This is a genomic window from Rhodococcus sp. NPDC057014, from assembly GCF_042673295.1.
Classification (GTDB): domain Bacteria; phylum Actinomycetota; class Actinomycetes; order Mycobacteriales; family Mycobacteriaceae; genus Rhodococcus_F.
The window spans coordinates 1-17,836 of sequence record NZ_JBHUSF010000175.1; the positions used below are offsets into that span (position 1 = coordinate 1).

At 66.8% G+C, this 17,836-nt stretch carries 16 protein-coding genes; 9 read left to right on the top strand and 7 right to left on the bottom strand.

Annotation, left to right across the window (positions count from 1 at the left end; translation table 11 throughout):
• Together ACFTZB_RS27940 and ACFTZB_RS27945 are read left to right on the top strand one after the other, a co-directional pair.
• A partial coding sequence (locus ACFTZB_RS27940; RefSeq protein ID WP_378436180.1) for an acyl-CoA dehydrogenase family protein occupies positions 1 to 411 on the top strand: 411 nt, incomplete at its 5' end.
• Complete coding sequence (locus tag ACFTZB_RS27945; protein ID WP_378436182.1) at positions 411 to 1,475, top strand: acyl-CoA dehydrogenase family protein; 1,065 nt, start codon at positions 411 to 413, stop codon at positions 1,473 to 1,475. The genes ACFTZB_RS27940 and ACFTZB_RS27945, both read left to right, overlap by 1 nt.
• A 97-nt stretch (positions 1,476 to 1,572) precedes the next feature.
• On the opposite strand, the gene ACFTZB_RS27950 is transcribed toward ACFTZB_RS27945, so the two are convergent.
• Positions 1,573 to 2,454 carry an SDR family NAD(P)-dependent oxidoreductase gene (locus ACFTZB_RS27950; protein ID WP_378436184.1) on the bottom strand — a complete coding sequence of 294 codons (882 nt, stop codon included), beginning with the start codon at positions 2,452 to 2,454 and terminating at the stop codon, positions 1,573 to 1,575.
• Positions 2,455 to 2,684: 230 nt separating this feature from the next.
• On the opposite strand from ACFTZB_RS27950, the gene ACFTZB_RS27955 reads away from it, so the two are divergent.
• Positions 2,685 to 3,563, top strand: a complete 879-nt coding sequence (locus ACFTZB_RS27955; protein ID WP_378436186.1) for a FadR/GntR family transcriptional regulator — start codon at positions 2,685 to 2,687, stop codon at positions 3,561 to 3,563.
• Between the two features lie 19 nt (positions 3,564 to 3,582).
• On the opposite strand, the gene ACFTZB_RS27960 is transcribed toward ACFTZB_RS27955, so the two are convergent.
• On the bottom strand, positions 3,583 to 6,618 hold the full coding sequence (locus ACFTZB_RS27960) for a protein kinase (protein WP_378436188.1): 3,036 nt from the start codon (positions 6,616 to 6,618) through the stop codon (positions 3,583 to 3,585).
• Positions 6,619 to 6,866: 248 nt separating this feature from the next.
• Here ACFTZB_RS27960 and ACFTZB_RS27965 point away from each other — a divergent pair, with 248 nt between their 5' ends.
• Positions 6,867 to 7,334 (top strand): SRPBCC family protein, encoded by a 468-nt coding sequence (locus tag ACFTZB_RS27965; protein WP_378436190.1) that lies wholly within the window; start codon positions 6,867 to 6,869, stop codon positions 7,332 to 7,334.
• Between the two features lies 1 nt (position 7,335).
• Here ACFTZB_RS27965 and ACFTZB_RS27970 read toward each other — a convergent pair whose 3' ends face one another.
• Genes ACFTZB_RS27970 through iolG form a run of 4 tightly spaced genes read right to left on the bottom strand, consistent with a single transcriptional unit; the run spans position 7,336 to position 11,543 of the window.
• Positions 7,336 to 8,289 carry a sugar phosphate isomerase/epimerase family protein gene (locus ACFTZB_RS27970; protein WP_378436192.1) on the bottom strand — a complete coding sequence of 318 codons (954 nt, stop codon included), beginning with the start codon at positions 8,287 to 8,289 and terminating at the stop codon, positions 7,336 to 7,338.
• Position 8,290: 1 nt separating this feature from the next.
• Complete coding sequence (locus ACFTZB_RS27975; protein ID WP_378436194.1) at positions 8,291 to 9,451, bottom strand: Gfo/Idh/MocA family protein; 1,161 nt, start codon at positions 9,449 to 9,451, stop codon at positions 8,291 to 8,293.
• Between the two features lie 11 nt (positions 9,452 to 9,462).
• Positions 9,463 to 10,524, bottom strand: a complete 1,062-nt coding sequence (locus ACFTZB_RS27980; protein ID WP_378436196.1) for a Gfo/Idh/MocA family protein — start codon at positions 10,522 to 10,524, stop codon at positions 9,463 to 9,465.
• Positions 10,521 to 11,543, bottom strand: coding sequence for an inositol 2-dehydrogenase (gene iolG / locus ACFTZB_RS27985; protein WP_378436198.1), 1,023 nt, complete (start codon positions 11,541 to 11,543; stop codon positions 10,521 to 10,523). Before iolG ends, ACFTZB_RS27980 begins: the two co-directional genes overlap by 4 nt.
• A gap of 149 nt (positions 11,544 to 11,692) precedes the next feature.
• Between iolG and ACFTZB_RS27990 the strand changes: the two genes are divergently transcribed.
• The gene (locus ACFTZB_RS27990) at positions 11,693 to 12,757 is read left to right on the top strand and encodes a LacI family DNA-binding transcriptional regulator (RefSeq protein WP_378436200.1); all 1,065 of its coding nucleotides are present in this window, start codon (positions 11,693 to 11,695) and stop codon (positions 12,755 to 12,757) included.
• Here the strand turns inward: ACFTZB_RS27990 and ACFTZB_RS27995 are convergent.
• Complete coding sequence (locus ACFTZB_RS27995) at positions 12,738 to 14,162, bottom strand: sugar porter family MFS transporter (RefSeq protein ID WP_378436202.1); 1,425 nt, start codon at positions 14,160 to 14,162, stop codon at positions 12,738 to 12,740. The genes ACFTZB_RS27990 and ACFTZB_RS27995 overlap by 20 nt on opposite strands.
• A 349-nt stretch (positions 14,163 to 14,511) precedes the next feature.
• Between ACFTZB_RS27995 and mmsB the strand changes: the two genes are divergently transcribed.
• From mmsB to ACFTZB_RS28015, 4 genes are all read left to right on the top strand, one after another.
• Positions 14,512 to 15,438, top strand: coding sequence for a 3-hydroxyisobutyrate dehydrogenase (gene mmsB / locus ACFTZB_RS28000; protein ID WP_378436204.1), 927 nt, complete (start codon positions 14,512 to 14,514; stop codon positions 15,436 to 15,438).
• 3 nt (positions 15,439 to 15,441) lie between these two features.
• Positions 15,442 to 16,011, top strand: a complete 570-nt coding sequence (locus ACFTZB_RS28005) for an adenylate kinase (protein ID WP_378436206.1) — start codon at positions 15,442 to 15,444, stop codon at positions 16,009 to 16,011.
• A 51-nt stretch (positions 16,012 to 16,062) separates the two neighbouring features.
• Entirely contained in the window at positions 16,063 to 17,565 is a 1,503-nt protein-coding gene (locus tag ACFTZB_RS28010) for an aldehyde dehydrogenase family protein (protein ID WP_378436208.1), read from the top strand.
• 14 nt (positions 17,566 to 17,579) lie between these two features.
• Positions 17,580 to 17,836, top strand: a 257-nt coding sequence (locus ACFTZB_RS28015; protein WP_378436211.1) for a CoA transferase, incomplete at its 3' end; no start/stop codon positions are given.

The window sequence follows — 17,836 nt, forward strand, 5'->3', positions numbered from 1 at the left end:
CTCGCCTACGAGCGCAGCGGTCCGGAACGCTTTCTGTCGACCTTCGTCCTACTCGCCGAAACGGTGGAACAGGTCCGCACCGAACGAATTCGGGGCGACGGCGACCTGGGTCGCCTCACTGCCCGAATTGCAGGACTGCACCAGATGTCCTCCGCCGTCGCGGGCGCCCTGCACCGCGGCGAGCCCGCAGACAGCGCGGCCGCCGCCGTCAAACTGCTGGGCACCGCCACCGAAGGCGACATCGCCGACTACGCGGATGTCCTCATGAATCGCGACGCCCGCGGCCTCGACGCCGACCTCTTCACCGGCCTCGTCGACCAGGCGATCGTCCAACGACCCGGCTTCACCCTGCGGGGCGGCACCAATGAGATCCTCGAGGGTGTTGTCGCACGAGAACTAGGACTGCGCTGATGAACACACATACGACGGTCGATCCGGATCTCGTCGAGATGATGGAATCGGTCTTCGCGACCCATCGCACCGCCCTTCCGCACCCGGGACATGCCGCAGCATTCGATCCCAAGCTGTGGGCGGTACTCGGCGATCTCGGTCTCGCGCGGCTGACCGGGGGCGAATCCCATGGTGGCAGCGGTGCTGACTGGCACGCCTCTGCGGTGCTGCTCGGTGCCGCCGCAGCAGCGGCCGTCCACGTCCCCATTGCCGAACACGACCTGTTGGCCGGATGGCTTCTCGAGACGGCGGGCCTTCCCATGGACGGTCGCTTGCGAACAGCCTTCCTGCTCACCGACCCACGGGAGGCGAGCGTGGTGCCGTGGGCACGCGACGCCGAACTTCTGGTGGCTCTTCGCCGCACCGAATCATCGTGGATGGTCTCCGACATCGCCAGAGAACGGGCGACCATCACCACGGCGCAGAATGTTGCCGGCGAGCCGCGGGACCGCGTCACAATCGACGTCGACAATGCGCACTGGACCACAGTCCCGCACCACGTCGCCGAGACCTATATCCTGCGAGGGGCCCTCGCACGCGTCGTGCAAACGTGCGCGGCGATGGAACGGATCGTCGAGTTGTCGATAGAGCACGCGTCCAGCCGCGTCCAGTTCGGCCGGCCGCTCGCGAAGTTCCAGGCAGTACAACGCCTGGTCACCGAAATCGCATCCGAGACCGCGCTCGCACGCGCCGCCGCAGACTCGGCCGTCGCCCGAGTCGAGCGAGAGGGTTGGAACACATCCGGCGCTGCCTTCGGCGTCGCGGTTGCCAAGTCCTGTGCCGGTCATGCCGCCTCGACAGTGGTCCGCAGTGCCCATCAGGTCCACGGCGCCATTGGCACGACACATGAGCACGAGCTCCACCGGTACACCCTGCCTGTACTCGCATGGCGCTCGGAGTTCGGATCCGTTTCGCAGTGGGATCAGTTGCTCACCCGAACCGCGGTCGACGCAGGACGGGATCAGGCATGGAGTTTGGTCACCGAGGGACGTCCGGTGCCGGGAGTATCAGACTTCTTCGGGTAGCCGACCGGCAAAAACCGGTTGTGCCGGATCACTTTCGGCACAACCGGTTCTTTTGACTCAGCGGGCGCAACACCACGTGACGGCGAATGCGAGGATGTCATCGTCGCGATTCGTCGCAACTCTCCTCCGCCGGCGGCCATTCGTCGACCATGTGCAAACCGCGTCCGAGATGCGCGGCGCCGTCGATCTGCAACAGTTGCCCGGTGATCATCCGACCCGCCGGTGACGCGATGAACGCGACGAGTTCGGCGACGTCCGCGGTCGGGGTGGGCCTGCCGGCCGGCACGGATTCGGGAACGACGTGATCCCGTAGGGATGAGGCAATATCGTCGGGCAGCGAGTCGGAAATCACTACCCCCGGCGCTAGGCAATTGACACGAATACCGAGATGAGCCCACTCCAGTGCCAGTGTCTTCGTCATCGCCAGCACGCCCGCGCGGGCCGCCAGCGAGTGCGCGAGGCCCACGCTCCCCCGCTCGACACCCGAAAGGGAGATGTTCACGATGCTGCCGCCTCGCCTGGCCAGAAACTGCTTGGCTTCGGAGATGACGGTGAATACCGCATTGAGGTTCAGATCGACCACGGCGCGGAATCCGTTGTCGGAGATCTGCTCTGCCTCAGCGTAGAACTGTCCGCCCGCGTTGTTGACGAGAAGATCGATGCCCAACTCGGCCGACGCCTCGGAGATGATGGATCGAACCTGCGCGCAGTCTCGAACATCGGCCGAGAACCACCGGAAGCTGCCCTGCGCACTTCCCACAAGCTCCGCTGTCCGCTGCAGCGCGGACTCGTTACGACCGATCCCCGTCACCGTCGCCCCGAGCTCGACCAGACGAACGCAAATTTCCTGCCCGATACCGCTTCCGGCGCCTGTCACCACAGCGTGAGTGCCTGCGAGGAGCAGCGGTTGCAGCACCCTCACATCGGCGACCTCCCAGGCCCGCCCCGATTGTTGCGGATGCGGCCGATAAGTTCGCATGCCAACTCCCTTCGAACTCGACAGCGACTCCGTGTCGGTTCTGATCACGCCTCGGCAGGTGCCGGTCTCGGGTACCAACTAGCCGGAACACAGCATTAGATACATAACATAATTATGTTTACTGCCAAAAAGGCACTCCGTCAACCCCCGGCCGGGATCAACGTTCGGCCGGCACCCTCGGCGGCGGCGGACTCGACGCCGGGGCAGCACCCATGAGAGAGGGGTCCCGAATGTATGATGAACATATGCCAGGTAAAAAGGTGACGGGGTCGGCTACGGCCAGTAGTCGCACACGCTCCGCTCGCCCGTCTGCAACAGGCGAGACCGTCACCCAGATCCTGCCAATGTTCCGGGACGTCACCCCACTGACACGCCTTCCCGCAATGCCCCTCAAACGCGCCGAGATGGTCGCTCAGCGCATCGTGCACATGATTCAGGAACAAGGCCTGAAGCCAGGCGACCCCCTGCCGGTCGAATCGGACATGTACGAAACTTTCGGCGTCGCGAGAAGCACTCTTCGTGAGGCACTACGTGTGCTGGAGCAGCAGGGCGTGATTGTGATCCGCCCGGGCCGAGGAGGCGGGCCTACCGTAGGACTGCCGGACTCACGGCACCTGGCGAGCACGCTTGCCCTCCTGATGCAGTTCTCGGACACTCCTTTTCGATCCGTGTTGGAGACCCGTGAATACATCGAGCCCATCGCTGCATCCCTCTGCGCGCAGAACGGTGATGATCGGGTCATCGACGGACTCCGCCAATCGGTCGACGCCATGCGCGCGAACCTCTCCGACGAAGATTCGTTTCTCTATGAGAACCACAGGTTCCACGAGTTGATCGCCGAGGGAGCACGGAATCCGCTGATCTCCTACTTCCTCAATTCGCTCGACTGGATCATCGACGGCGCACGCTTGGGCGTTGTGTACAGCAAGGCCTCACGCAAGCAGGTTGCGGTGATTCACGATGAGATTTGCGAAGCAATCGAAGACGGAGACGGTGACCGCGCACGGGATGCCATGAGCGAGCACATGCGCGACACCCGCGCCTTCTTCGAGCGAAAGCACCCTCAGGTGATGAACCAGGCCTTGACCTGGGAGATGTACGGCCAGTGATCGGCCCGGGCGAGATCGCCTAGGACTCGCTGAGAGCCAGCTTGATGGCTTCCTTCGCACCCAACCGCGAGCCTTTGCGGTGCCGCGATCGAAAACCTCGTTCGCCTAGGCTGCTGCGAGTCGATGCCTCGCACTCGGTGTGGTGACTGCGAAGTTCCTCGAACAATAGAGGCGAGCTTCCCACTGCAGATCCAAGCGACTCCGCCGCGCCCAACAGCAGGGCGGCTCGGTCGAAGTCGCTGTTCCGACCAGAGATCCACGCCAGAACTTCCAGACACAACGCTGTGACGAGCGGCTCGTCGATCAGACGGCAGAACTGCAGGCACTCGCGCATATATTGCTCTGCGCGAACAGTATCTCCTTGCCTGAGCACCGCGATACCGATACCCCACAACGAGTACGAGCGGTAAACCGATTCGCCGCGTGCCTCGGTGATGCGGAGTACCTCGTTGTGGCACGCGATCGCCCGCTCGTTGTTGCCACCCAATTCGTAAGCCAGCCCCAGCATCATCAGAATCCATACACGCACTCCGACCTCCGCATGTTCGCCGAAGGTCTGGAGAGCTTCTTCGAGCCGCTCGGACGCCTGCAGCATATTGCCGCTGTAGAGCTCGAGAATTCCCCTGGCGTGGGCAATTCGGGCATCACTGACGGGATCTGACATCTCGGCGACCAGCAACTCGCCCTGGGAGACAAGGTTCGAACCGGCGGAAAGGTCGCCCTGCAGTTCAGCGAGCACACTGTTGGCGTACAGGGCTTTGACTCGATCTGCCGACGCGCACACAGGTCGTGTTTCCAGGGCGCGATCGAGCCAGAATCTCCCCTCACTGAGCAGGTTGCGGGAAAGCCAGAACGGAAACAGTGCCGCCGTAATCTCGAGCGCGGACCCGTTCATTCGTTCGTCGGACTCGAGTACCGCGAACTCGATCGCCTCACGAAGATTCGACTGTTCCCGGCCGAGTCGGGCAATCCATTCGAGCTGCCTGACGCTGATCCAATCGCTCTCGGCATCGAGTACCAACTGGCGATACCAATCATGATGCCGACGCCGAAGTTTCGCGTGATCGCCGGATTCGCGGGCTTTCACTCGCCCGAATTCACGGATCGTCTCCAACATTCGGAATCCGACAGCGTTTCCGTGCTCATCCCGGATGAGAATCGACTTGTCGACGAGCGAGAAGATGCCGTCGAGCAGCTCGTCTCGATCGATCTCCTCGCAGATGCCCTCTCCCGCGTCGAGTTCGATGATGCCGACGAACACCGACAGATTGATCCATATCTGCCGTTCCAGCACCGAGCACAGGTCGTAACTCCACTCGACGCAGAGGAGAAGGGTGCGCTGACGAGCCGGTGCCGCACGGTTTCCATGGGTGAGCAGCTTGTATCGGTCGGTCAGCCGCTGAGCGATCTGCGCGAGGGACATCGCCCGCAACTGCGCAGCCGCCAATTCGAGGGGTAGGGGCAGGCCGTCGAGTTGACGGCAGATTTGCACAACGGTGTCGATGTTGTCATCGGAAAGCTCGAATCCCGGCACGGCGTCGGCGGCACGTTCCTCGAACAACGCGACCGCGTCGTAGTTCGGTGATGCCATCAATGCGGGCTCATGGTCCACGGCGGGAGTACTCAGGGATGGCACCCGCAAGACGGACTCACCGGCAATGTTCAGAGGCTCGCGAGTCGTCGTCAGGATCGAGACCTCGGGGCAGGTTCGAAGAATCGTCTCTGCAAATCGCGCTACCGGCGCTATCACGTGCTCGCAGTTGTCCAGCACGATCAGCAACTTCCGATCGATCAGAAACTGGACGATCTCGTCCATCGGATCCGTGTGACCAGTTCGCAAACCGAGGGCTCTGGCGATTACGTCGATGAGGACGGACTCATCCAAGACTTCGCCGAACTCCGCCAGCCAGACACCGTGCGGAAACTTCTTCCGCATGTCGGCGGCGAGTCGCAACGCGAGCCGTGTTTTCCCGACTCCTCCGATCCCCGTCAACGTCACGAGCCGCGCGGTGTCGAACATAGATTTCGCGTCGGACAGCTCGACCTGGCGGCCGACGAAGCTGGTCAACTCCAGGGGCAGATTTCCGGCGCGACTCTGACGCGCGGTTCGGCGGCCTGTGTCCTCGGTGGACTCTGTCGAAATGGCATCGCGTCGCCCGAGCGGCGCCACTGGCTGCTCCCCCAGGAGCGCCATCTCATCGACGTCCATGCCGTTCCGCGCTTGGACGGCGCGTAGTTCGTCACCGAAGTCGACAGCGGTGCCTGGACGGTCATGAGGATCGCGTGCCATGGCGTGTTCGATCACTCCGGCGATATCGTCCGGAATTCCGTGTTCGCGCAGGTCGGGAAGAGGATTCCGCGCGATCCGGACGAATTGCGCCACGACCTTCTCTCCTGATCGGCGTTCGAACGCCGCGTGGCCTGTCAACGCGCAGAAGAGGGTCGCGCCGATGCTGTAGATGTCCGACGCCGGGGTCGGTGGATCACCTCTAAGGATCTCCGGAGCCGCAAACGCAGGCGAAGCCGTAATCGTGTCTTTCGAAGTCTCGAACCCGCCCACGATGTGCGCGATTCCGAAGTCGGTGAGCGCCGGCTCGCCGTAGCTCGAAAGCAAGATATTACTGGGCTTGATATCGCGGTGCAGGATCCCGAGCCGATGAGCGGTCTCCACCGCACCGGCGATTCGGACCCCGACTCTCAACACCTGATCGGGACGTAGTGGACCGTCGTCCCGGATCAATGTTTCCAACGAGTCCAACGGGTGATAGGGCATGACGATGAACGGGTGCCCGCTCGATGTGGAACCCACCTGGAGGACATTCACGATGTTCGGGTGGCCGGTCAGGCGCCCCATCGCACGCTGCTCGCGGAAGAATCGGGCCCGATTCTCGTCGTCGATCGAACCGATGAGTACTTTGACCGCGACCGTTCGGTCCAAGGAGGGTTGCAGACACCGATAGACCACCCCGAATCCACCACTGCCGATCTCGTGAGCCTCCGTCAATCCGACCGCACTCAGATCACGTTTCATGGTGTCGTCTTGCCGTGTCTTCAACCGACCATCCTCAACCATCACACCAGTCACAGTCTTGCGAGTTTGCTGCGACGACGTGAGATCGTCGTCACAACATCACTGTGAATCTACCCTCTGATGGAAACCGCGACGGTCCTCGCCGATCGCACCGGTGACGTCGGTCCGCATCGAGGATCGGGCAGCCTGCCTCGAGACGCGCGGTCGGTCACCTTGGTGACAGCTCACCCGATACCGCCGAGTTCGCGGGTACTCCGCCCTAGACTCGGCCCATGGGAAGGACCGACCGCGCCAGCCGGGTGATCGCGGCATCACCGACGACCGTGTACGACGCCCTGCTCGATCGGGAATCCGTCGAGGCCTGGCTGCCGCCGGAGGGCATGCGGGGTCGGATCGAGCGGTGGGACCCTCGGCCGGGTGGCGGGTTCCGGATGGTCCTCACCTACCTCGATCCCGCCGACAGCCCCGGCAAGAGTTCGGCGGCGACGGATGTCGTCGACGTCGGGTTCGCCGCCCTGGTGCCGCCGGAGCGGGTGGTGCAGCAGGCGGTGTTCGAGGCCGACGACCCGTCGTTCGCGGGCACCATGACGATGACCTGGCAACTCACCCCGACCGATGGCGGGACCGAGGTGACCGTCACCGCCACGGACGTGCCACCGGGCATCAGCCAAGCGGACCACGAGGCCGGCATCGCGTCCTCGCTTGCCAACCTGGCGTCGTATGTCGAAGTCTCCGGCTGACTTACCCGGTGACCGTCGCTGCGCTGCGAGCGCATTCGAGGGTGTCGACGGCGAGGGCGACGGACTCGCGCTGACCGAGGGTGTAGTCCTCGTTCTCGATCGAGAGCGGTCCGGAGTAGCCCGCGTCCCGGAGCGCGTCGACGAACGCGGCCCAGAATTCGACTCCCTGTGGGTGGCCGGTGCCGACCGCCACGTAGTTCCAGGCCCGCTCCCCGGTCCGCTCGTTGGGGGTGGTCTCGAGCCGTGACGCGACGGCGGCACGGTCTTCCATGCGGGTGTCCTTGGCGTGCACGTGGTGGATCGCACCGGTGAGCGCGCCGATCGCGGCGATCGGATCGGCTCCCATCCACATCAGATGGGAGGGATCGAAGTTCGCGCCGAGCGTGTCGCCGACGGCCTCACGCAGGCGCAGCAGTCCCGGCACGCTGTATACGAGTTGGTTGGCGTGCATCTCGATCGCCAACCGGACCCCGCGCCGTCGGGCCTCGTCGGCGATCCGGCCCCAGTAGTCGACGGCGACCGACCACTGGTGGTCGAGCAGTTCCAGATTCTCCGGCGGCCACACCGTCGTGATCCAGGCCGGAAAGCGGTCGCCGGGTGCCGCCGGTAGACCCGACATCGCCACCACGGTGTCGACCTCGAACTCCTCGGCCAAGTGCAGTGCGCTGCGCAGGATGTGGTCGTCGGCGGCACCGTTCACCGGGTGCAGCGGGTTGCCCGCGGCGTTGAGGGCTTCGAGTCGCAGACCGCGGGACGTGATGTCGCGCTGCAGCCCCGCCCGGGCGCCGGGGTCTGCGAGCAGTTCGGCCAGGTCTGCGTGCGGGGCGGGCGACCACCCGCCGTGGGGGCCACCGAGACCGATCTCGACGGTCTCGATGCCGAGTTCGGCTGCGGTGTCGAGGGCTTCGGCGCGAGTCAGCGTCGACAGGCTGTCGGTGAGCAGGCCGATCTGCATGTCAGGCTCCTTCGGGGGTGAGGCCGAACAGGCTCCGGCGACGGACGGGGGACGATTCGGGGACGTCGAGGTCGGCGAGACCGACGACGCCGCGGCGGTGCGTGGGGCCGTCGACGGGCAGCGGGAGACCGATGGTGGTGCCGAGCGCCGCGGACGTGTAGGCGGCGACGGTGGCTTCGAGGGTGCGCAGCGCGTCCCGTCCGGGTGCGGCCGGGGCCCGCCCGGAGTTCACGGCGTCGGCGAAGTCGACGACGGTGGAGTGCAGCGCGGCGGAGATCAGCGGGGCGAGTTCCTGACCGGCGGGGACGTCGACGGTTTCGGTGCCGGTCTCCGTGGTGAGGGTCATCGATTCGAACGGCGCCCACGGCATGGTGCCCTCGTCGCGGTACCGCAGGACGAGGCGTCCCTTGCCGCCGGTGATCCGGATGCCGCCGGGTCCCTGGCCCCAGCCGATGTTGACCAGTGCCGCACGGTCCGCGGTTTCGAGGCGGCACAGGGCCAGTCCCTCGACCGCGTCGCCGGGTGTCGCCGCGTCGACGTACGCCGAAACCCGTTCGACGGGTTCGACGACGAGGTGCTCGGCGAGGTAGACCCCGTGCAGCATGTCCATCAGCACCCCGCCACCGGCGGCGGCCGGGTCGTGGCGCCACTGCGGGCGGTATCCGGCGGCGCCGGGCGAGTCGACGACACCGAGCATGTCGACGACGACGCCCCGCACCTCGCCGATCGTCCCGGTGTCGATGAGTGTGCGGGCGGCGACGATCTCGGGGAAGAACAGGTAGTTGTGCACCACCCCGAGCACGACGCCGGCGGCGTCGGCCGCCTCGACCATGGCCGCGGCGTCGGCAGGGGTTGCAGCCAAGGGCTTTTCGCAGAGGACGTGCTTGCCGGCGGCAGCTGCGGCGACCACCAGGTCGCGGTGCAGGTGCTGCGGGGTGCACACGTCGACGACGTCGACGTCGTCGCGGGCGAGCAGTTCGAGGGCGTCCGCGTGCACCTGGTGCGGTGCGAGTCCGGTACTCGCACGGCCGAGTTCGAGCCGCTCGGGCGTGGGGTCGGCCAGCGCGGTGATGGTGAACTGTTCCGGCGCGGCCTGGTAGGCGGGGACGTGGAAGTTCAGGGCGACGTTGCCGCATCCGACGATGCCAATGCGCATGGTCATTCGATCTCTCCTCAGGAGCGCGCCGTCAGCGCGGGGTCTGCGGCGGACGGGGCGGGGGTGACGGGCCTGCCGAGTTCGGCGGCCCGGCGGACGGCGTCCACGACGGCCGCCTGATCGATCGCGTCGGCGCGGCCGAAGAGCGGGGTCTCGCCGTGGCGGATGGCGTGCGAGGCCGCGTCGAACTCGATGCGGTACGCGTCGGTGTTCTCCGGGTCCTCGGCGTGGGTCAGCGCGTACTTGTTGTCGGGGTCGACGTCCAGGCGGCGGGTGTGGCCGTCGACCTCGAGCTCGATGTAGCCGGGGCGGCACAGCCAGGGGTCGGGGACGGTGATCTTGCCCTTCGTGCCGATGACCTCGAGTTCGTCGCGGCGCGGGAAGTCCAGTGCGACATCGAGTTGAGCGAGGACGTCGTCGGGCATCTCCAGGGTGGCGGCCAGGCGCAGATCGCCGCCTTCGGCGCCGGGGGCGGTGTCGAGGACGCGGGCGGCGTGCACCCGGGTCGGGTGTCCGGCGAGCAGCCGGATCGCGCTGACGCAGTAGCAGCCCAGGTCCAGGGACGCTCCCCCGCCGAGGGCGGTGGTGCGCCGGATGTCTCCGGGGTCGACCGACACGGTCAACGCGGCGCGCACGTGCGCGAGCCGGCCGATCGCGCCGTCGGCGATCAGGCGCTGCACCAGCCGAGTCTGCGGGTGGTGCCGGTACATCAGGCCCTCGATGCACAACCGGTCGGCGGCCTCGGCGGCATCGAAGCATCGCTCGGCGTCGGCGGCGGTGACCGCGAACGGCTTCTCGCACAACACGTGCTTGCCGGCCTCGAGCGCCTTGACGGTCCACTCGGTGTGCATCGAGATCGGCACCGGGATGTACACGGCCTCGACGTCGTCGCAGGCGAGCACTTCCTCGTAGGAGCCGAAGCTGGTGGGAACGCCGATCTCGTCGGCATAGCGACGTGCCCGGCCGGCGTCGCGGCCGCCGACGGCGACCAGTTCCGCGTGCGGCGAGGACGCCATCGCGGCGGCGGCCACCCGGCCGATCCCCGCGGTCGAGAGCATTCCCCAGCGGACCGCGCTCATCGCCGTCCCTCTGCCGTGGTCGCGGCGGCCGCGTCGACGGCGACCGCACGCCCGGTCCGCAGGCTCTCCTCGGCCGCGTCGGCCAGCACCAGTGCGGCGCGGCCGTCCTCGAATCCGGGTTCGGGCGCCGAGTCGTCGAGAATCGACTGCACGAAGTGGTCGAGCTCGGCACGATAGGCCGGGGTGTAGCGGTCCAGGAAGAAGTCCAGGTAAGGGGCCGCGCTCTCGGTGCTCTGCGCGGTGAACGCGCGCACCCCGTCCGGGCGCAGGTTGTCCACGGACAGCATCCCGAGCGACCCGAAGGCCTCGAGGCGCTGGTCGTAGCCGAACGTGCAGCGGCGGCTGTTGGTGATGTGGCACAGCGCCCCGTCGGCGCCGCGCAGCGTCACCACCGCCCCGTCGATGTCGCCGAGTTCGGCGATGTAGTCGGCGACCAGGTTGCTGCCCATCGCCGAGACCTCGACGACGTCGCCGAGGAAGAACCGTGCCATGTCGAAGTCGTGAATCGTCATGTCGCGGAACAACCCTCCCGAGCCGGCGAGGTATGCGGCAGGAGACGGCGCCGGGTCCCGGCTGACGATGATCAGCTGCTCGAGCCGGCCGATCTCCCCGCCCGCCACCCGCTCGCGCACCGCGCGGAACGAGGGGTCGAAGCGGCGATTGAATCCGACCATCACCCTCGACTCGGCCGCCCCGATGCGCGTGCGGCATTCGTCGACCCGCGCCAGGTCGAGGTCGATCGGCTTCTCGCACAGCACGGCCTTGCCTGCCTCCACCGCCCGCGCGAGCAGGTCGACGTGGGTCGGTGTGGGCGACGCGACGACCACCGCGTCAATGGCCGGGTCGGCGAGCACGGCGTCGACGTCGGAGCCGGGAACACCGCCGAACCGGTCGGCCACCTCACGGGCGGACGCCTCCACGGCGTCGCAGACCCGGGTGAGTTCGGCCCGCGGATGCAGCGCGATCGACTCGGCGTGGACGCGTCCGATGCGCCCGCATCCGATCAGGGCGAAGTGCATGGAATTCTCCTACTTAGATCGTTCTAAACGGCGTGGTTCTCACAGTATGTGTGGGTTGGGTCTCACCCGTCAAGAGGAAATTTAGATCGTTCTATACTGGGAACCGCTGCGGCGGGAAATTCCTGCCGCGGACAGCGCTGGGAGGTTTCATGCCGGTACCGACGCCCGAGACGCAGCCCGGTTCGGCGCAGGCCCGCGCCGAGCGACGGCCGACGCTGGTCGATGTCGCCAAGCGCGCGGGCGTCTCACGCGCCACCGCGTCGCTGGTCATCCGGGACGCGCCGGGCCCGAGCGCCGCATCGCGCGAGCGGGTGCGCGCCGCCGCGGCGGAACTCGGGTACCGCCCCGACGTCGCCGCGCAGGCCCTGCGGCGCAGGCAGAGTCGCCTGCTCGGGGTGATGTTCAGCGCGCACGACCCGTTCCACGCCGACCTGATCGAGAGCATCTACGCCGCCACCGAGGACGCCGGTTACAACGTCGTGCTCAGTGCCGTCGTCCCCAGCCGGGACGAGCACCGCGCGTTCGAGGCGCTCACCGCGTCCCGGTGCGCGGCAGTGATCCTTCTCGGCGCCAGCGAGGCCGGCGCCACCGACTTCGGCAGTCAACTGCCGGTGGTCGAGATCGGCCGCCCCCCGAAGGGAACGCAGTTCGACGCCGTGCACACCGCGGACGACGAGGGCGCGCGCCTGGCGGTCGATCACCTCGTGTCCCTCGGCCACCGCGACATCGTGCACATCGACGGCGGCGACCGCCCCGGCGCCGCCGAGCGGCGGGCCGGCTACCTCGATGCGATGCGCTCCCACGGACTCGAACAGCAGGCGCGGGTCCTGCCCGGCGACTACACCGAACAGTCCGGGTCCGCGGCCGCGCGCACCCTCCTCGACGGCGGTGAACTGCCGACCGCCGTGGTCGCGGGCAACGACCAGTGCGCGGTCGGCGTCCTCGACGAACTGCGCCGATCCGGCGTCGACGTCCCCGGGCAGGTCTCGATCGTCGGATACGACGACAGCCGGCTCGCCCGTCTCGCGCACGTCGATCTGACCACCGTCCGCCAGGACGCCGAGCAACTCGTCCGGCTCGCGGTCACCAGCGTCGTCGAACGTCTCGACGGCGGAAGGGAAGTCGACCCCGAGCCCCGCGTGTTCTCGCTGTCCCCGCACCTGGTGGTCCGGGGATCCACCGCCCCCGCCCGTCTCACGCGTACTGACGGCTGAACCGTTCCTCGAGCTCCTCGAGGGACGTGCCGCGCGTTTCCGGAACCGCGCGGGCCACGAACCAGATCGCGCCGACCCCCAGGATCGCGAACGCGAAGAAGGTGTTGGCGATGCCCAGCGCCTGCACGACCGGCGGAAATGCCCACGCCACCACGGCATTGGCGATCCACAGCGCGAACACGCTGACACCGATGGCCAGACTTCTGATCTTCAGCGGGAAGATCTCGGACAGGATGACCCACACCAGCGGGCCGATCGTGGCCTGCATCGAGAACACGAACAGCACGACGAACGTGAGGATCAGGTACGACTTGGCGTCACCGTCGGGCAGCAGCCGCGCCGAAAGCCCGACCAGCAGATGAAAAGTCGTCGTGGCGACGAAACCGGCGATCAGCATCTTCCGGCGGTCGATCTTGTTCATCAGCAGCAGGCCGATGGTCATGCCGATCACGCTGAACACCCCGTTGAACGTGTTGGCGATGATCGCCGAACTGGCGGAGAACCCGGCGTCGGCGAGCAACTGCGTGCCGTAGTACATGATCGAGTTGATGCCGGTGAACTGCTGGGCGATACCCAGACCCGCACCGATCAGGACGAGCCGGCGGATCCAGCGCACCCCCAGGTCGATGGTGCCCGCGGTCTTCGTCTGCTCCTCCTCGGCCGCGAGCCTGCGGACTTCGTCCATCTCGGCCTCGGCCCGCTCGGGAGACCGGATCTGCCGCAGCACCGCGAGGGCGTCGTTCTCGCGACCGCGAGAGACCAGCCACCGAGGGCTTTCCGGCATCCGCAGCATCCCTACGAACAGGGCAATCGCGGGCAGCACCGCCACGAGGAGCATCAGCCGCCAGATGCCGTCCACGCTCTCGCCCCAGACGTTGAAGATGACAGCGTTGACGACGAACGCCGCGAGTTGGCCGACGACGACCATCACCTCGTTGCGGCAGACGATTCCGCCGCGACGCTCGGTCGGGGCGACCTCGGCGAGGTAGACCGGGACGGTCGCGGAGGCCCCGCCGACCGCCAACCCGAGGATGAACCGGAACACGGCGAGGACCTGCCACGACGGGGCCACCACACACCCCAGCGTCCCGATGACGAAGACGATCGCGAGGACCAGGATGTTGTGGCGGCGTCCGTAGCGGTCCGAGAAGTACCCCCCGGCAAGGGCTCCGAAGGCGGCGCCGATGATCAGGATGCTCACCACGAAACCCTCGGTGAACGAGGACAACCCGAGATCTTCCTTCAGCGGGGCGAGCGCACCGTTGATGACGCCGGTGTCGTACCCGAAGAGCAGGCCACCGAACGTCGCGACGACGACCACGAGGCCGAGACGACGCGAGTGCGGTCCGGGACGATCCGCCGGTAGCGCAGACGTCGGGGCAGGGGTGTCAGTTGTTGAGCGCATGAAACTGTCTCCTATCGCCGGGATCCGAGCGCAGGGCGCGGCCGATCCCGCGGGCCGTCGCATCCGAGACGCGACCACCACGTAAGGCCAGTGATTGAGATCGTTCCAAGTTCCCAGCACCTCGGACTTAGAACGATCTAAGTTGCAGGGCAATATTCCGCGAAGATGTGACGTATGTCAAGCCCGAACGACCGCGGCGATGCAATTTTGCACATCCCCCTTGCAGGTTCGGTGATTCCACGATCGTCCCCGCGCGGGCACACTCGAAACCGTTCCCGGCGGAGAGCGACGCACAGCGGCCCGCTTCCCCGGGGCTCCACGACCTGTTGTTCGGATCGATGCCCCGTGCGTGGAACGTCGGCAACCACAAGGAGTACAGATGAGCAAGATCGCTTTCCTCGGGCTCGGAAACATGGGCCTGGGTATGGCCACGAATCTGACGCGAGCCGGCCACACGGTCGTCGGATTCGATCCCTCCCCGGCGGCCGCGGAGAAGGCGAAAGCACACGGAATCGCCTTCGCTGACAGTGCTGTCGCCGCCTCCGAGGATGCCGACGTGATCATCACGATGCTGCCCAGCGGCAAGCACGTGCTCGACGTCTACGCCGACCTGGTCCCGGCTGCGCGGGCGGGAACCCTGTTCCTCGACTGCTCGACGATCGACGTCGCCGATGCGCGGGCGGCCGCCGAACTCGCCGTCACCGCCGGGCACCGTGCAGTGGACGCCCCCGTCTCCGGCGGCACCGTCGGCGCGGACGGTGGAACCCTCACGTTCATGGTCGGTGGTCCGGCCGATGCGGTGGACCGGGCCGCCACGTTCCTCGATGCCATGGGGTCCCGCATCGTCCGATGCGGCGACGCCGGCGCCGGTCAGGCCGCGAAGATCTGCAACAACATGATCCTGGGAATCTCCATGATCGCCGTCAGCGAAGCTTTCGCGCTGGGCGCCAAGCTGGGCCTGACCGACCAGGCACTGTTCGATGTCTCGTCGACCGCGTCCGGTCAGTGCTGGGCACTGACGACCAACTGCCCGGTCCCCGGGCCGGTGCCGACCAGCCCCGCCAACCGCGACTACGCCGGCGGATTCGGGAGTGCGTTGATGCTCAAGGATCTTCGCCTCGCGCAGGCCGCCGCAACCGACAACGGGGTGGACACTTCGCTCGGACGGCGCGCGACCGAACTGTACGAACAGTTCGTCGCTCAGGACGGCCCGGGCCGCGACTTCTCCGCGATCGTGACGGCGATCCGTTCCGGCGCCCTCGACGCGAAGGCATGACCCGTGCGCATCATTCTGACTGGACCGCCGGGAGCAGGCAAAGGAACTCAGGCGCAGTCACTTTCGTCGGCACTGCAGCTCCCCCACATCTCGACCGGCGAACTGTTCCGTAGCCACATCGCGCAGGGCACGGAACTGGGGCGGCGAGCGAAGTCGTTCCTCGATGCGGGCGAACTGGTGCCGGACGAGGTCACCATCGGGATGGTGGTGGAGCGACTCGCCGACGACGACACGACCGCCGGGTTCATTCTGGACGGCTTCCCCCGCACCGTGGCTCAGGCGATCGCCCTCGACGAATTCCTGGGCGAGCAGCTGATCCAGATCAACGCTGTTCTGGATTTTTCGATAGCGGACGATGCCGTCGTCGGGCGGATGCTGGCCCGCGGACGCGCCGACGACACCGAGGACATCATCCGTCGACGTCTGCGCGTCTATCACGACGAAACCCGCCCGCTGCTCGACTACTACTCGGCACTGCTGCTGTCGGTCGATGCGGACGGTGACGTCGACGACGTCTACACCCACGCGATCGACGCGCTGTCCGAGCGCGGAAGCGTCGCTCCATCCACCTAGCACTTTCCCTGCACCCCGGCAGACCTAACCGTATTTCAAGGAGATTCCGACATGACCTCCACACAGCCCACACTCGCTGATCTCCAGATTCCCGAAACCCGCGACTATCCCATGTTCGTCGACGGCAGTTGGGTGGAAGCCCGCTCCGGCGAATGGCGAGACGTGACGACCCCGATCCTGCGTGAGCACGTGATCGGCCGCGTCCCGTCGTCGAGCGCCGAGGACGTCGATCGGGCGGTCCGCGCGGCGAACAAGGCGTTCCCGCAGTGGCGTTCCCAGCACTTCACCGCACGAGCCCGGATCCTGGCGAAGATCGCCGACGCCATCGATGCCCGCTCCGAGGAACTCGCACGCCTCACCGCCCTCGATACCGGCAACGCGCTGCGCACCCAGGCCCGCCCCGAGGTCACCACCCTGGCGAACCTGTTCCGCTACTTCGCCGGCGTCGCCGGTGAGATCAAGGGCACCGTGCTGCCCGCAGGCGACGACCAGCTGCAGTACTCCCGGCAGGAACCGCTCGGTGTCATCGGCGCCATCCTGCCCTGGAACTCCCCGCTGATGATCGCCGGCTTCAAGATCCCCGCGGCCCTCGTCGCCGGCAACACCGTCGTCGTCAAGGCCGCCGAGGCCGCACCGCTCAGCGTCCTGCTGCTCGCCGAGATCTGCGCCGAATACCTGCCAGCCGGTGTCCTCAACGTCATCACCGGATCCGGGTCGGTGGCCGGGGAGGCGCTCGTGCAGCACCCGGATGTCCACAAGGTGTCGTTCACCGGTTCCACCGAGGTCGGTCGCCACGTGGCCCGCGAAGCCGGTGGCCGCCTGGCGCACGTCTCCCTCGAACTCGGCGGCAAGAACCCCTCCATCGTGTTCCCCGACGTCGACGTCGACGACGACTTCATCAACCAGCTGCTGCTCTCGACCCGGGTGCACCGGCAGGGCCAGAGCTGCACCGCCGGATCCCGGCTGTTCCTGCACCAGGACATCTACGACCAGGTCCTCGACCGACTCGTCACCACCCTCGCCGGCCTGAAAGTCGGTAACCCGCTGGACGAGTCGACGGACATGGGCGCCATCATCAACGACAAGCAGTTCGCGTCGGTGAATGGATTCCTCGAGGACGGCCTGAGCTCGACGAAGGTCTCCACCGTCCTCGACGGCTCCCCCGACACGATCGGCAACACCGACGGCTACTACATGGGCCCGACCGTCTTCTCCGGCGCCGACAACACCTGGCGACTGTCCCGGGAGGAGATCTTCGGCCCCGCCCTGGTCGCGATCCCGTGGAACGACCACGCCGACGTCGTCGCGATGGCCAACGACTCGCACTACGGTCTGGCCGCGTACGTGTGGACGCACAACCTCGACCTGGCCCTGTCCACGGCCCACGCCCTCGAAACCGGGTGGGTGCAGGTCAACCAGGGTGGCGGCCAGTTGGTCGGCCAGTCGTACGGCGGATACAAGCAGAGCGGCCTCGGCCGTGAGGTGTCCCTCGAGGGCATGATCGCCGGATTCACCCAGACCAAGCAGGTCAACGTGCGCCTGCGCACACTCTGAGGAGGGAACGCATCATGACTGTCGGACCTCTGAACGACATCCTCGTGCTCGACGTCTCCCGGGCACTGGCCGGGCCGATCGCTGCGATGATGCTCGGTGATCTCGGCGCCCGCGTGATCAAGGTCGAAGCCCCGGGCACCGGCGACGACTCCCGCACCTGGGGGCCGCCGTTCGTCGGGCCGCAGGACGACCCGCAGTCGTCGTACTTCATGTCGGCGAACCGGAACAAGGAATCGATCGTGCTGGATCTGAAATCCGAGCACGGCAAGGA